The 14,053-nt window shown below is 73.4% G+C and carries 10 protein-coding genes; 4 read left to right on the top strand and 6 right to left on the bottom strand.

Annotated elements, in window-relative coordinates:
* Positions 1 to 8: 8 nt before the first annotated feature.
* On the bottom strand, positions 9 to 974 hold the full coding sequence (locus A4A78_RS14925; RefSeq protein ID WP_082835369.1) for a sugar phosphate isomerase/epimerase: 966 nt from the start codon (positions 972 to 974) through the stop codon (positions 9 to 11).
* Positions 975 to 1,037: 63 nt separating this feature from the next.
* On the opposite strand from A4A78_RS14925, the gene eis reads away from it, so the two are divergent.
* Positions 1,038 to 2,312 carry an enhanced intracellular survival protein Eis gene (gene eis, locus A4A78_RS14920; protein ID WP_062950637.1) on the top strand — a complete coding sequence of 425 codons (1,275 nt, stop codon included), beginning with the start codon at positions 1,038 to 1,040 and terminating at the stop codon, positions 2,310 to 2,312.
* Positions 2,313 to 2,391: 79 nt separating this feature from the next.
* Positions 2,392 to 3,021 (top strand): thymidine kinase, encoded by a 630-nt coding sequence (locus A4A78_RS14915; protein WP_062950636.1) that lies wholly within the window; start codon positions 2,392 to 2,394, stop codon positions 3,019 to 3,021.
* A 51-nt stretch (positions 3,022 to 3,072) separates the two neighbouring features.
* Here A4A78_RS14915 and A4A78_RS14910 read toward each other — a convergent pair whose 3' ends face one another.
* Positions 3,073 to 3,477, bottom strand: coding sequence for a hypothetical protein (locus A4A78_RS14910; RefSeq protein WP_062950635.1), 405 nt, complete (start codon positions 3,475 to 3,477; stop codon positions 3,073 to 3,075).
* A 283-nt stretch (positions 3,478 to 3,760) separates the two neighbouring features.
* Here A4A78_RS14910 and A4A78_RS14905 point away from each other — a divergent pair, with 283 nt between their 5' ends.
* A complete protein-coding gene (locus A4A78_RS14905; RefSeq protein ID WP_082835368.1) occupies positions 3,761 to 7,213 on the top strand; it encodes a bifunctional proline dehydrogenase/L-glutamate gamma-semialdehyde dehydrogenase in 3,453 nt (1,150 codons plus the stop codon).
* A gap of 236 nt (positions 7,214 to 7,449) precedes the next feature.
* Here the strand turns inward: A4A78_RS14905 and A4A78_RS14900 are convergent, their stop codons facing one another.
* The 3 genes from A4A78_RS14900 to A4A78_RS14890 all read right to left on the bottom strand — a co-directional run bounded on the left by A4A78_RS14900 (position 7,450) and on the right by A4A78_RS14890 (position 11,776).
* Entirely contained in the window at positions 7,450 to 8,478 is a 1,029-nt protein-coding gene (locus A4A78_RS14900) for a hypothetical protein (protein WP_062950633.1), read from the bottom strand.
* Between the two features lie 284 nt (positions 8,479 to 8,762).
* Positions 8,763 to 10,151: a UTP--glucose-1-phosphate uridylyltransferase gene (locus tag A4A78_RS14895; RefSeq protein WP_062950632.1), complete on the bottom strand. Its 1,389-nt coding sequence runs from the start codon at positions 10,149 to 10,151 to the stop codon at positions 8,763 to 8,765.
* Positions 10,152 to 10,153: 2 nt separating this feature from the next.
* Complete coding sequence (locus tag A4A78_RS14890) at positions 10,154 to 11,776, bottom strand: ATP-binding cassette domain-containing protein (RefSeq protein ID WP_062950631.1); 1,623 nt, start codon at positions 11,774 to 11,776, stop codon at positions 10,154 to 10,156.
* Positions 11,777 to 12,081: 305 nt separating this feature from the next.
* Here A4A78_RS14890 and A4A78_RS14885 point away from each other — a divergent pair, with 305 nt between their 5' ends.
* Complete coding sequence (locus A4A78_RS14885; protein ID WP_062950629.1) at positions 12,082 to 12,894, top strand: DUF899 family protein; 813 nt, start codon at positions 12,082 to 12,084, stop codon at positions 12,892 to 12,894.
* Here the strand turns inward: A4A78_RS14885 and A4A78_RS14880 are convergent.
* On the bottom strand, positions 12,888 to 13,769 hold the full coding sequence (locus tag A4A78_RS14880) for a DUF817 domain-containing protein (protein ID WP_062950627.1): 882 nt from the start codon (positions 13,767 to 13,769) through the stop codon (positions 12,888 to 12,890). The two genes, A4A78_RS14885 and A4A78_RS14880, sit on opposite strands and share 7 nt — an antisense overlap.
* Positions 13,770 to 14,053 lie beyond the last annotated feature (284 nt).

Below are 14,053 nucleotides of genomic sequence, written 5' to 3'. Positions count from 1 at the left end.
GGAGTCCCTCAGCGGGTGGCGGATCCCACGTCCCCGTCCTCGAGGTGGTGGCCGAGGTGGTGACGGGCGAAGGCGAGGGACTGTCGCAGGGTGCGCTCGCGCGCGACGGGGTCACGGCTGGTGGTGACCTCCAGCAGCACCGAGCCCTCCCAACCGCGGTTGGACAGACGGCGCAGCACCTCCGCGCAGGGCTGGTTGCCCTCGCCCGGGGGCAGGTGCTCGTCCTTGGTGGTGTTGCCGGACCCGTCGGCGAGGTGGAGGTGGGTGAGCTTGTCGCCGAGCCGCTCGATCATCTCCAGCGCGTCGTCCCCGGCGGTCGCGGCGTGGGAGAGGTCGACGGTGACGTGGGCGTAGTCCTCGTCGGTCGGGTCGTGGTCGGGGAGGTAGTTCAGCACCTCGCGCACCCCGAGCCGCCAGGGGTACATGTTCTCCACCGCGATCGCGATGCCGTGCTCGTCCTCGAGGCGGGCGACGCCCTCGACGAAGCCGCGCGCGTACTTCCCCTGCCACCGGAACGGCGGGTGGGCGACGATCGTCGGGACGTCCAGCGACTTCGCGATCTCGATCGTGCGCTCGATCTTCACCCAGGCGTCGCGACCCCACAGCCCCTGCAGGAAGAACAGCGTCGGGGCGTGGAGGGAGAGGATCGGCAGGTCGTAGCGGCGGGAGTACTCGGCCAGCAGGTCCGGGTCCTGGCTGTCGCGCGGGTAGGAGACCATCACCTCCATGCCGTCGTAGCCGATCTCGGCGGCGAGGCGGAACGCCTCCTCCACCCCCGAGGGGAAGACGGACGAGGTGGACAGGCCCACGGGGATCCGGCGGCGCGGCGACTGCTCGCTGCGCGGGTCCCCGGCGGAGAGACGACGGGACAGCGCCTCGCGCGCCCCGCGCTGTGCGCTGTTGGGGCGGGTGAACGGCTTGCGGCCCCCGTTCGTGGACGGGTTCTCCGACTCGCTGTCGCGGCGTGGACTCACGGCACCTCCTGGGCTGTCTCGCGAGGCAAGTATGCACCGTCGCGCGCCCCTAGACTCGTCCGCATGCCGGTCCGAGAACTCACCCCGACGGACGCCCTGGCCTACAGGCTGCTCACCTCCAGCGCGTTCGGTGGGTCCGTCGACGCCGACGATCCCGCCGCCTCCGCGCCCCTCTCCCCCGGTCAGACCGCGATCGGGATCGACTCGGCGGCGCTGCCGGGAGGAGCCGAGGGAGTGCTCGCCGCGGCCGCGCGGATCCGGCACGACGAGATCTCCCTCGGCGGCGGCCGGGTGCGCTGCGGCGGCATCGCCGGGCTCGCGGTCCATCCCGCGCACCGCGGCGACGGGCTGTTCGCCGAGCTGCTCACTGCGGTGCTCGCCCGCTGCGACGAGCAGTCCCTGCCGGTCTCGATGCTCTATCCCTCGAACCCCGAGATCTACCGCCGCCACGGATACCAGGTGGTCGCTCGCGTCGAGACGCTCGAGGTGCCGCTGGTGGACCTGCAGCGCCTGCGGTCCGTGCCCGGCCGGCGCACCGTCCCGGTCACTGCTGCGAGCATGCCGCGGGTGCGCGCCCTGTACGAGGAGGTGACGGCCAGGGACAACGCCATGCTGCGTCGCCAGGGGCCGCTGTTCCCGGAGGGACTCCCCGGTCACGGCTGGGAGGCCGTGCTGCTCGTCGGCGAGGACGGACTGGATCGCGGCTACGCCTCCTGGACCCGGCGCCGGGGCGAGGGTCCCGGACTCGAGGTGCACGAAGTGCTGGGGCGGGACCGCGAGGACCTCCGCGCCCTGCTGCGCGTGATCGGCTCCTGGTCGACGGTGACCGAGTCGGTGCAGCTGCGCGTGCGGACGGAGGATCCCGTGCTGGACGTGCTGCCCGGAGGCGGCGCCCGGCCCGCCGGCGGGCCGGTGCCGCTGGTGATGATGCGGGTGGTCGACACCGCGGCCCTGCTCACGGCACGGCCGGCACCGGCCGGGCTCTCCGGCGCGCTGCGGCTCGAGATCACGGACGACACGGTCGCCGCAGGCACCTGCCGCGCCGCGGGGGTCTTCGACGTGCACGTGGCCGACGGGCGCGTCCGCGCCGTCCCGGTCCCGGAGCGCGGGGCGGCATCGGTGGAGTCGTCGGCCGGGCCGTCGGCCGCCCCCTCGGGCGAGGCGACCGCGGGAACGGTCCTGCTCGACGTCCACGCGGCCTCGCTGCTGCTCGCCGGCGGCCGCTCCCTCGCCGACGCCCGTCGGCTGGGACTGTGCGCCGAGGCCGACGCGCCCGCCGAGGCGCTGCTCGACGCGCTGCTGGCCGGCCCCCGGCCGAGCGTGCTCGACGCGTTCTGAGCCCGCGCACCCCACCCCTCCTCGCCCGTCCCTGCGCCCCCTTCCCCCGACCCACCGCGACCCCGGAGCACCCCACACCATGGCCAAGCTGCACTTCAAGTACGGAGCGATGAACTCCGGGAAGTCCGACACCCTGATCAAGACCGCCTACAACTACGACGAACGAGGGCTGGCGACCCTGACGGTCAAGCCCGCCCTGGACACCAAGGGCGAGGACTGGGTGGTGGCCCGCGGCGGGGCGAGCCGGCGCGTGGACGTGCTCGCCCATCCGGGCGAAGACCTGCGGGAGCGGGTCTCCCGGGCCGCCGACGAGCGGGGCCTGCGGCCGCTGCACTGCGTGCTCGTGGACGAGTCCCAGTTCCTCGAGCCGCTGCAGATCGACCAGCTCTTCCGCATCGCGAAGCAGGACGCGATCTCGGTGATCTGCTACGGGCTGCGCACCGACTTCCGCACCGCGACCTTCCCCGGGGCGCAGCGGCTGTTCGAGCTCGCGGACAATGTCGAGAAGCTGCCGACGATGTGCCGCTGCGGCGCGCAGGCCGAGTTCAACTGCCGGCGCATCGGCGAGCGGTTCGTGTTCGAGGGCGACCAGGTCGCGATCGACGAGGAGGCCGGAGGGGCGGTGGCCGACGCCGTCACCTACATGTCGCTGTGCGGGAACTGCTTCATGGACGAGCAGCGGCGCGCCGGCGTCACCGTGCTGGGGTGAGGCCGGCGCGCCGCTGCGCGTCGGGGCGGGCCCGTCGGACCCGGGGCCTGCTCAGGAGCTGAGGGGCTTGTCCTCGCCCACCTCGGCGTCGCCGCCGGCGGCCGCGCTGCCGTCGGCAAGGTCCGTGTCGGCGGAGGCGTCCGCGACCTTCGCCGCGTCCTCGTCGAGGGTCGCATCGGAGCTGTTCGAGAGGCGCTCCTTGGCGGCGCCGGCCGCGCCGACCACCGCTCCCTGGGCGGCGGAGGCGACCTCGGGGGCCTTGTCCTTGACGGTCCCGGCGGTGTCCTGCGCGACGCGGGTCGCGGTGTCCTTGGCCTGCGCGGCGCGGCGCTGGACCTCGGGATCGTCGGCGACCTGGCGGGCGGTGCGCTCGAGGGACTCGTAGGGGCCGCGGCCCGCACGGGACCCGATCACGAAGCCGATGCCGAGACCGGCCAGGAAAATGAACTTCTTCATCGATGCCTCCAGTGGCGTCCGGGTGGTGTGTGGTGCGGTGTGCTCCCGCATCGTGTCACAGTCGCTGGGGCACTCGGAGGCGGATCCTGACCGGACGGTCCGTGCGGAGTCGTCCCGGAACCGTCCCGATCCGCTCACAGGATCTCCACGTCTGCGCGCCGCTCGGGTCCGCCGCTGACCCGCCGAGGACCTACGATCGGGGTGACGGGCGATGGCGCCCGCGCCGTCGACCCCGAGGGTCCGGCGAGATCCGTGATCGAGGAGAAGACCCGCGTTGTCCCCCGTGCCCCAGCCCTCCGACCGCGACGCCCTGCGCACGACCGCCCTCACCGCCGAGGACGTCGCCGCACAGGTGCGCACCTGGGTGCAGGACGCCGCCGGACGCGAGGTCCCGGCCGCCGCCGGACTCCTCTCCGACCTGCTGCGCGACCCGAAGGGGCTCGACTTCACCCTCGCCTTCGTGGACCGGGTGATCCGCCCCGAGGACCCCCGCGCCGCGGCGGTCGAGCTGCGCCGCCTCGCCCAGGACCCGCCGGCCTTCCTCCCCGCCCCGCTGCGCCGCGTCGTCGGCCTCGGCGGCGCCGCCTCGCGCCTGGCGCCCTCGGTGGTGGTGCCCACCGCCCGCGCCGCCATGCGCAGGATGGTCTCCCACCTGATCCTCGACGCCCGGCCCGGGCCGCTGACCGCCTCCCTCTCCCGGCTCACGGCCGACGGGACGACGCTGAACATCAACCTGCTCGGCGAGGCCGTGCTCGGCGCGCAGGAGGCGGCGCGGCGCCTCGCGGGCGTGCACGAGATCGTCTCCCGCTCCGACGTCGACTACGTCTCGATTAAGGTGTCCTCGATCGTGGAGCACCTGCCGCTGTGGGGAGCGGCCGAGACCGTGGACCACGTGGTCGAGACGCTGCTGCCGATCTATCTCGACGCCGCCCGCACCGACTCCCCCACGTTCCTGAACCTCGACATGGAGGAGTACCGGGACCTCGAGCTGACCCTGGAGGTGTTCGAGACGCTCCTGGACCGTCCCGAGCTCGCCCAGCTCCACGCCGGGATCGTGCTGCAGGCCTATCTCCCCGATGCGCCGCGGGCGATGGCGCGGGTGCGCCGCTTCGCCGAGCGCCGGGTCGCCGACGGCGGCGCGCCGGTCAAGGTGCGCCTGGTCAAGGGGGCGAACCTCGCGATGGAGAAGGTCGACGCCTCGGTGCACGGCTGGCCGCAGGCCCCGCTGCCCTCGAAGCTGGAGACCGACGCGCAGTACAAGCGGATGCTGCTCGAGGCGATGGACCCGGGCCGGCTCGAGGCCGTGCACCTCGGCGTCGCCGGGCACAACCTCTTCGACGTCGCCTTCGCCCACCTGCTCATGGCCGAGCGCGGGATCCCCACCGGTCCCGGGCACGGCGTCGAGTTCGAGATGCTCGCGGGCATGGCTCCGGGCCAGCAGGCCGTGGTGCGGGAGGTGACCGGGACGATGCGCCTGTACGTCCCGATCGTCCACCCGCGTCATTTCGACGTGGCCGTCTCCTACCTGGTGCGTCGTCTGGAGGAGAACGCCTCCTCGGAGAACTTCCTCTCCGCGGCCTTCGACCTCGACTCCTCCGAGGAGCTGTTCGCCCGCGAGCAGGACCGGTTCACCCGTGCCCTCGACCTCGCCCGGAGCGAGGACGCCCCGGACACGCACCGGGTCCAGGACCGTGCGGCGGAGACCGGTGCTCGGCTCGAGCTGGGCAGCCTCGCGCTGCCCGCGGTGCCCGGCGCCTTCCACGGCACCCCGGACACCGATCTGTCCACGGCCGCGAACCAGGAGTGGGCCGCCGGCATCACCCATCGCATCCGCGGCTCGGAGCTCGGCGTCGAGGAGTCCCGTGCCGCGCGCCTGACCACGACGGACGAGGTCGAGGCCACGGTGCAGGCGGCGCTCGCGGCGCAGCCTGCCTGGGCCGCGATGCCGGTCGAGAAGCGCGCCCTGGTGCTCCGCCGAGTCGCCAGCACCCTGGCCGCGCACCGCGCCGAGCTGCTGGAGGTGATGGCCTCCGAGACCGGGAAGACCTTCGAGCAGGGCGATCCCGAGGTCAGCGAGGCGATCGACTTCGCGCTCTTCTACGCCGAGCAGGCCGAGCGCCTCGCCGCACGCCGCGACCTCGCGCTGACCCCGCGCACCCTGACGCTGGTCACCCCGCCGTGGAACTTCCCCGTCGCGATCCCGACCGGCGGGGCCCTCGCCGCACTGGTGACCGGCAGCGCCGTGATCATGAAGCCGGCCCCGCAGGCGCGACGCTGCGGCGCGCTGCTGGGACGTCTCTTCCTCGAGGCCGGGGTGCCGGAGGGCGTGTTCACGCTCGTGGACGTGCCCGAGGACGAGGTGGGGCGCTCCCTCATCGCCCATCCCCGGCTCGACCAGCTGATCCTCACCGGCGCCTACGACACCGCCGCCCTGTTCGCGTCCTGGCGCCCCGATCTGCGGATCCTCGCCGAGACCAGCGGCAAGAACGCGATCATCGTGACCCCACAGGCGGATCTCGACCTCGCCGCCCGGGACGTGGCGCTGTCGGCCTTCGGCCATGCCGGGCAGAAGTGCTCCGCGGCGAGTCTCGTGATCACCGTCGGCTCCGTCTCCCGCTCCCGCCGCTTCAACGCGCAGCTCGCCGACGCGGTGCTGTCCCTCGAGGTCGGCGAGCCCGTCGACCCGACGGTGCGGATGGGGCCGATCATCGAGCCGCCCGGCGAGAAGCTCGCCGCGGGCCTCACCGAGCTCGGGGAGGACGAGACCTGGCTCGCCGAGCCGCGACAGCTCGACGAGGAGGGACGGCTGTGGACGCCGGGCGTGCGGATCGGCGTGCGCGAGGGCTCCGCCTTCCACCGCACCGAGTACTTCGGGCCGGTCCTCGGCATCATGCACGCCGACACCCTCGAGGACGCCGTGCGGATGCAGAACGGCACCGACTACGGGCTCACCGCGGGGCTGCACTCCCTCGAGCCCTCCGAGATCGCCTGGTGGACCGAGCACGTCGAGGCGGGGAACCTCTACGTCAACCGGGGCATCACCGGCGCGATCGTGCAGCGACAGCCCTTCGGCGGCTGGAAGCGCTCCGCGATCGGACAGACCGCGAAGGCGGGCGGCCCGCACTACCTGCTGCACCTGCAGGACCTCGCCGACTCCGCCTCTGTCCCCTCCCGCACCGAGGACCCGCAGGCCTGGCTCGAGGCGGCGCGCGACTCCGACCGCGCGGAGATCGATGAGTTCTTCGGCCCCCGCGACGAGCAGGAGGTCCACGGCGAGATCAACCTGCTGCGACACCTGCCGCTGCCGGTCGTGGTCCGCGCGGCCGACGGGACGACGACGGCGGAGCTCGAGCGGGTGCTGCATGCCGCGCGCACCGCCGGCGCCGAGGTCGAGGTCTCGGTCGCCGACGAGGCGCTGCTCCCGACCGCGCGGGCCGCGGGCACGCCCGCCTCGGTCGTCCAGGAGGACGCGGCGACCTTCGCCGCCCGTCTCGGCCGGCTCGCCCAGCGCCGCGTGCGCGTGATCGGCGAGGTCGACGAGGCACTGCGGGTCGCGCATGCGGAGCGGGTGGAGGTCGCCCTGTTCACCGGTCCCGTGCTCGCCTCGGGTCGCGTCGAGCTGCTGACCTTCCTGCAGGAGCAGGCGATCAGCGCGACGAACCACCGCTACGGCAACCCGCTGCCCCACCCCCTGGACCTCACCGGCGGCAAGGGCTGGGCCACCGGCCCCCGCTGACCCCACAGGCCCAGCCCCGTCCCGTCGGCCGGCCTGTCCCCGCCGGCCCGGCCGCCGCCGCCCGGACGCCGGCACATCGAGTGGCAGGTTTCGATCGGTATCACTGAGCGATACCGGTGGAAACCTGCCACTCGATCTCGTCGGCGGGCCTCCACACCCACCTTTCCGCCGAGGAGCGGCTGGACGCCCGGCTCAGCCCCGCGGCGCGCCGCTCTCCACCCAGCAGCGAGCCGCGCTCAGCCCGGCCGCCACCCGCCCCGCACCAGCTCGCGACGCACCTTCGCCACCGCCGGAGCGCAGCCGGCTCGGAGATCCTTCGCCGTCGTACGCAGTTCCACCCACCCCGCATCACGCCGACGATCCCCTCGGTCGATGTCACGGTCCTGCTGACGGCGGTCCAGATGGGACGGACCCTCGTGCTCGAGCGCGAGCTTCCACTGCGGCCAGTGGAGATCCGGCTCTCCGAGCTCGACGACCTCGCCTCCTGCGAGCACCTGATGGGCCGGTGCATTCGCGCGCGGCTCCGGCAGCCCGGCAGCGACCATCGCAAGGCGCAGCGCGGTCTCCGGCGGGGAGTCGCTGGACATCCTCACCTGTGCGACCGCCTCCCGCACCCGGCGAGCGCCTCGACCACGGTGGCCGCCGGCCGCAGCGACGAGCTCGGGGATCGTGGCGTACGGCCGGGACCGTCCCTCGTACTGCTGGCGTGGGCGTCGGACGAGGTGGTCACCTATCGCCACCAGCGCACCGACGTCGAGGACCGCGCCCAGGCTGAGGAGTGTCCCGACGCGGGACGTGAGGCGGACAGCCGGACCGTTCCGCGCCTCGAGGAGACCCACCGTCTCCGCCTCCACACGACTCCAGCGCAGAAGCCGGGTGCCCTGCCGGCGTGTACCGGGCGTGGCCATATGGAGCCGCCTGTCGACGGCTCCGCCTCGTGGAGAGAGGCTCTCCGAGCCCACGACGATGTAAGCCTGCTGCGGGGGTTCGGTCACCGGCATCGAGAGGATGCCGGGCAGCGGCATCCCCCACAATCGCGCCGCGGTGAGTCCTGCCGCGAAAGCCGTCGGGTGAATCCTGCACAGGGCGGCGACGATCTCGCGTTCGGTGACAGTCCCGCCTCCTCGCGCCCAGAGCCCGCGAGCGAGCGGCCGGAGGTCGCTGCGTGTCAGGCGCGTCGGGTCCACCCCAGCCGCCAGCGCCTCGGCGGTGGAGAAGACGGCGTACCGCAGTGTCTCGGGCAGGGGGCTCGGAGCGCGGGACATGACGACAGCATCGGAGGTCGTCGCACCGAACCGTCCCAGGCATCCACAACGGCCTGCTCACGGCTCGACGGAGACGTCTCCTCCCCACCACGCCGGCCTGGCGGTGCTCCGGAACTCCGACGCTGAGGGTCGTGCCCCACCCTGTGCGTCCCTGAACACAGATCGAGTGGCAGTTTTCGACCGGTATCGCTCACTGATACCGGTCGAAACCTGCCACTCGGTGCGTCGTCTGGTGGATCACGGGCTGGCCGGATCCGACGGCCCGGGGCCGGTCCGGGCCGGGGTCAGCCGGCGGCGGGGGTGCCGACGCGGGCGCCCTCGGGCACCTCGCCGCCCTCCTCGCCGAGCACGGCCTCGCCCACGATCTCGACGTCGGCCCCGAAGGTCCAGTCGCCCTGCACGTCGAGGCTCGTGGCCTCCTTGAGCGAGGGCACGCCCTGCGGGAAGCGGAGCTCGAAGTCCTGGATCAGCTTGTAGGAGCCGGACTCCAGGGACACCGACGGCACGCTCTGGACCTGCTGGACCAGGGCGTTCCGCTCGTCGAGCGCGTAGGCGTCGGAGCGGATCAGGAACAGGTCGCTGGTCGCCTTCACGGGCAGGAAGCGGTCGCGCCCCACCACGATCGCGGTCGCACCGTCGAACACCTCGATCGCGGCGCCCATCGCGGACTCGATCTGGTAGACGGGCGTGGAGGACTTGTCGGAGGGGTCGACGGTCTTCTCGTTGCGGATCAGCGGCAGACCCATCACGCCGTCCCTCTCCTTGAGGATCGCGTCGAGCTGCTCGAGGTCCCACCACAGGTTGTTGGTGTGGAAGAACGGGTGGCGGTGCTCGTCGGTGAAGTAGTCCATCTCCTCCGCCGGGGTCTGCGCGGTGTCGCGCAGGATGAGCCGCCCGTCGGCCTTCCGCACCGCGAGGTGGCCGCCCTTGCGGTCGGCGGGGGTGCGGCGGCACAGCTCGGCCGCATACGGCGCGCCGGTGGAGGCGAACCAGGCGGCGAGCACCGGGCTCGGCACGGTGCCGAGGTTGTCGGAGTTGGAGACGGAGGCGTACTTGAAGCCGGCGTCGAGCAGCTGCTGGAGCAGGCCGGAGGTCTGCAGGGCGGTGTAGATGTCGCCGTGGCCGGGCGGGCACCACTCGAGGTCGGGGTCCGCCTCCCACTCGACGGGGGTGAGGTCGTCGGTGCGGAGCTTGGGCTCCTTGTTCTGCAGGAAGTCCAGCGGCAGGTCGCCGACGGGCAGGTCGGGGTACTTCGAGAGCACCTCGAGGGTGTCCTCGCGGGTGCGGAAGGAGTTCATGAAGATCAGCGGCAGGCGCGAGTTCGTGCCGCGGCGGGCGGCGAGCACCTGCTCGACGATGAGGTCCAGGAAGCTCTTCCCGTCCCGCACCGGGAGCAGCGACTTCGCCCGGTCCAGCCCCATGGAGGTGCCGAGGCCGCCGTTGAGGTTGATGATCGCGAGCTTGTCGAAGACCTTCTTCGCCTCGGCCACGTCGATCTTCACGTCGTCGAGGTGGGTGGGATCCAGATACGGCTCGATCGTGTCCTCGGGGATCGTGCCGGTCACCCCCTCCTCGAGCTGCCCGTAGTAGTGGGAGAAGACGTCGATCGCGGTCTGCGCGACCCCTGCGTCCTTCATCTTCTGCTGCGCTGCGGCGAGTCCTTCGTTGCTCATGGTCACAGCGTATCGACTCCCGCTCGCCCGGCCGCGCACCGCACCGCCTCGCCGAGATCGAGGCGCGGCCAGTGCGCCAGGCGGCGCAGCACGGTGCGATCGTGGCTGGCGACGACCACGGCCGACGAGGTGCGCTCGAGCGCCTCCAGCAGGTCGTCCACGCCGCTGATGCCGAGGTGGTTGGTGGGCTCGTCCAGGAGCAGCACGTCGGGCCGCTCGGAGAAGAGCCGGGACAGGGCCCGGCGGCGCCGCTCCCCCGGGCTGCCGCGCCGCGGTTCCTGTCGCTCGTCCTCCTGGGCGAGGAGGGCCAGGCGGGCACGGCCGAGCACCCGGACCGCCCCGGCGTCCGGCGCGAGGTCGCCCGCGAGCACCCGCAGCAGCGTCGTCTTCCCGGCGCCGTTGGGTCCGACGACGAGCAGCCGGTCCCCGCCCTCGAGGCGCAGCGTCGTCTCGGGCAGCCGGGGCGGGACCGACGGGTCCGGGGTGCGGTCCGCACCGGCGGAATCGGCACCGGCGGAGCACCCGCAGGCGGAGCCCGGAGCGGCCCGGCGCCCATCGGCCCGGTCCACCCGCACGCCGTCGGCGCGCAGCAGCGGGGTCCCGGCGGACGTGCCGGAGTCCGGCAGCGACAGCCTCGGCGGCGGGGGCGGCACGTCCAGGCGGTGCTCCTCGAGCCGGGCGAGCCGGTCGTTCAGGGCGCGGACGGTGCCGGGTGCGCGGGACTGCCGCTGGTGCTTGCCGGTGCCCTTGTCGGGCCGCCATCCGGTCGACAGGCGTGAGCGGGCCGCATCGGCTCCCTCCTGGAGACGACGCTGCTCCTCCTGCTGGGCGCGATAGGCGTCCTCCCAGGCCGTGCGGGCGCGGCGTCGGGCCTGCTCCCACTCGGCGAGCCCGCCGCCGACGAGCAGCGGGCGCCCGTCCTCGGTGGGGTCGAGGTCGAGCACGGAGGTGGCGACGTCCTCCAGCAGCGCCCGGTCGTGGGAGACCAGGGCGACCGCGCCGGGATGCTCGCGCAGGGCCCGCGTGAGGTGCGCGAGGCCCCGCGCGTCGAGGTGGTTGGTGGGCTCGTCGAGCAGCAGGATCTCGTCGCGGGCGGCGATCACGCCGGCCAGCCGCACCCGGTACCGCTGGCCCACCGAGAGGGCGGTCAGCTCGCGGTCGCGGTCGGTGACGGCGCCGACCTCCTCGAGGGCCACCTCGAGCCGCCGCGGCGCGTCCCAGGCGTCCAGGGCGGTGACCCGGGCGAGGGCGTCGTCGTAGCGTCGCGCGGCCTCGGCGGTGCCGTCGGCGAGCGCGTCGGCGGCGGCGTCGTGCTCCCGCAGCGCGGCGAGAGGCCGGTCGAGCAGCGCATCGAGCAGGTCGCCGACGGTGCGGGTGCCGTCGGCGGTGGCGAGCTCCTGGCGCACCACGCCGAGGGCGCCGTGGCGCTCGACGGTGCCGGCGTCGGGCTCGAGCGTCCCGGCCAGCGCCTCCAGGAGAGTGGTCTTGCCGCGTCCGTTCTCGCCGACCACGGCGAGCACGGCTCCGGGGACGAGGGTCAGGTCGATGCCGGTGAGGAGGACGCGCCCGCCGCGCGAGAGCTGCAGTTCGCGGGCGCGGAGATGAGAGGTGGTCCGCTGGGACATGGTTCGGGTGCCTTCCGGTGGTGGGTGTCACCGGGCACGGCGGATCGCCGCCCGGTGGAGGTCCGGACGGCAGCGCGGGGTGGTGGAGGGGCGCCGCCGTCAGCGGCGGGCGCGGGGGCGCGCGATGGCGCAGGTGCCGAGGAAGCAGGTCGTCATGGGGCCACCGTAGGAGCGACCGCGCGATGCTGTCACCCGAATTCCGCCCGGTCGACGGCACAGGCCTTCCCCCGAGCCCCGAGCGGTGCTTGACTCGTGGTGGAGCGCGCCGGGCACCGCCGTCCGACGCGCGATCCGCTGGAGGCGACATGACCGATCATCCGCACAGGATTCCTGCCGACGACGTTCCTGCCGACGGCGCCGGCCCCGCCGGTCCCGGCCTGCCCGAGGTGGTGGACCGCGAGACCTGGGAGGCGGCCCGCGCCGAGCTGCTGCTCGAGGAGAAGGCGCACACCCGTGCCGGCGACGCCCTCGCCGCGAAGCGCCGCCGGATGCCGATGCTCGAGGTCGACGGCGACGCCGAGGTGGTCGGCGCCGACGGGCCGGTCCCCTTCCGCGATCTGTTCGAGGGGCGCGAGGAGCTGCTCGTCTACCAGCACATGTGGTGGGACGGCGCACCGCACCAGGGCCAGTGCGAGGGCTGCACCCTCACCGCCTGGCATCTGCACGATGTGACCTACCTGCGCGCCGCCGGCGTGTCCTTCGCGATCCTCACCACCGGCGCCTGGGAGGAGGTCGCGCCGTTCGTCGCGTTCATGGGCTACACCGAGCCGTGGTTCTCGGTGCGGGAGACTCCCCCGCCGATCGGCGGCGACATGGGCTACCTGCAGTGCTACGTGCGCGAGGGCGACCGCGTCTTCCTCACCTATGCGATCACGGGGCGCGGCACGGAGATCGCGGACCCGACCCTCTCCCTGCTGGATCTCACCGCCTTCGGCCGGCGCGAGGCCTGGCAGGACATGCCTGCGGGACGCATCGCCGAGCGCGACGCCTGCTGGTTCTGGCGCACCGACGTCGACGGGAACCCCACCTGGGGGCCGACGGGCCGGCCGGCGGCGCAGTGGACGCGCCCCGGCGCGACCGCGCAGACCAGCCTCGGCCGCACCGGCATGCATCACTGAGCCGGTTCCGGCCTTCTCGGCCGGTGCACGAGCGTGACGAGCACGACCGACACCATCATCAGCAGCAGCCAGGAGACGAACTTCGAGGCCGGCACGAGCTCCCAGCCCGTGCGCTGGTGCGGGTAGATCCACGCCCCGGCGGCGGTGCCGACGTTCTCCGCGATCCACAGCAGCCCCGCGACGCCGAGGAAGGCGGCGATCACGGGCATCCGCCGCCAGGGCGCCCGGCGATGGACGCGCAGCGACATCACGCACCGCCCGTAGAGCAGCAGCGTCGCCGCGAGCAGCACCCAGCGGGCGTCGGGCAGGTAGTGGTGGGTGAAGAAGTTCGCGTAGATCGCCGCCGCCAGCGCAGCGGTCGCGAGCAGCGGCGGGTAGCGGGTGAAGCGCAGGTCGAACAGGCGCATCACGCGCACCATGTAGGAGCCGACGGCCGCGTACATGAACCCTGTGTACAACGGCACCTCGCCGATCCGCAGGAATCCGTCGGCCTCGTACGCCCAGGATCCGACCGCCGTCTTGAACACCTCCATCGCAGTCCCGACCACGTGGAAGAGGGCGATCACGCCCATCTCCCGCAGGCTCTCCAGGCGCACGGCGAGCATCGCGACCTGCACCGCGACCGCCGCGAGGACGAGCGCGTCGGCGCGAGCGAGCGGCGCATCGTCCGGGTACAGCACTCGCGCGGTCACCAGCAGCACGAGCATCACCGCTCCGAACACGCACGCCCAGGCCTGCTTGAGGCCGAACACGACGAGCTCGACGAGGCGGGCCCGCAAAGTCCCGCCCGTGGCCGCGAGGGCCGAGGTGCGGCGCTGCGCCCACCGGTCGATCCGCTCCTCGAGCGGGGTGAAGGGGACACGGTCCGGGGTCATCCGCCCAGTCTCGTCGCGCGATGCGCAGGTCCTCGCGAGACGTCGTGGGCGTTCCGGGGAGAGGACGGGGAGCTCCTGGGGAGCAGGGACGTCATCGGCGAGGACGGCCGGTTCCTGCTGAACACCGCGGACCTCGGTGCCGCCAAGCCCGATCCGGAGGCCTTCTCCCGGGCGAGGGCCCGGATCGACCGGGTGCTCGGCGCGGAGATCCCGCCGGAGCGGATCGCGTTCCTGGACGACTCGCCGCGTCACGTCGCGGCCGCGGCGAGGTGCGGATGGCACGC

The sequence above is a fragment of the Brachybacterium sp. sponge genome, from assembly GCF_001613775.1.
Classification (GTDB): Bacteria; Actinomycetota; Actinomycetes; order Actinomycetales; family Dermabacteraceae; genus Brachybacterium; species Brachybacterium conglomeratum.
The sequence above is the reverse complement of the archived record's forward strand: the minus strand, read 5'-3'. Positions and strand labels throughout refer to the sequence as shown.

What these genes read in the sequence shown, in the direction of transcription:
- A4A78_RS14895 (WP_062950632.1), bottom strand. Translation starts at nt 10,151, where the DNA reads ATGAGCAACGAAGGACTCGCCGCAGCGCAGCAGAAGATGAAGGACGCA.
- A4A78_RS14900 (WP_062950633.1), bottom strand. Translation starts at nt 8,478, where the DNA reads ATGTCCCGCGCTCCGAGCCCCCTGCCCGAGACACTGCGGTACGCCGTC.
- A4A78_RS14915 (WP_062950636.1), top strand. Translation starts at nt 2,392, where the DNA reads ATGGCCAAGCTGCACTTCAAGTACGGAGCGATGAACTCCGGGAAGTCC.
- eis (WP_062950637.1), top strand. Translation starts at nt 1,038, where the DNA reads ATGCCGGTCCGAGAACTCACCCCGACGGACGCCCTGGCCTACAGGCTG.
- A4A78_RS14890 (WP_062950631.1), bottom strand. Translation starts at nt 11,776, where the DNA reads ATGTCCCAGCGGACCACCTCTCATCTCCGCGCCCGCGAACTGCAGCTC.
- A4A78_RS14910 (WP_062950635.1), bottom strand. Translation starts at nt 3,477, where the DNA reads ATGAAGAAGTTCATTTTCCTGGCCGGTCTCGGCATCGGCTTCGTGATC.
- A4A78_RS14880 (WP_062950627.1), bottom strand. Translation starts at nt 13,769, where the DNA reads ATGACCCCGGACCGTGTCCCCTTCACCCCGCTCGAGGAGCGGATCGAC.
- A4A78_RS14885 (WP_062950629.1), top strand. Translation starts at nt 12,082, where the DNA reads ATGACCGATCATCCGCACAGGATTCCTGCCGACGACGTTCCTGCCGAC.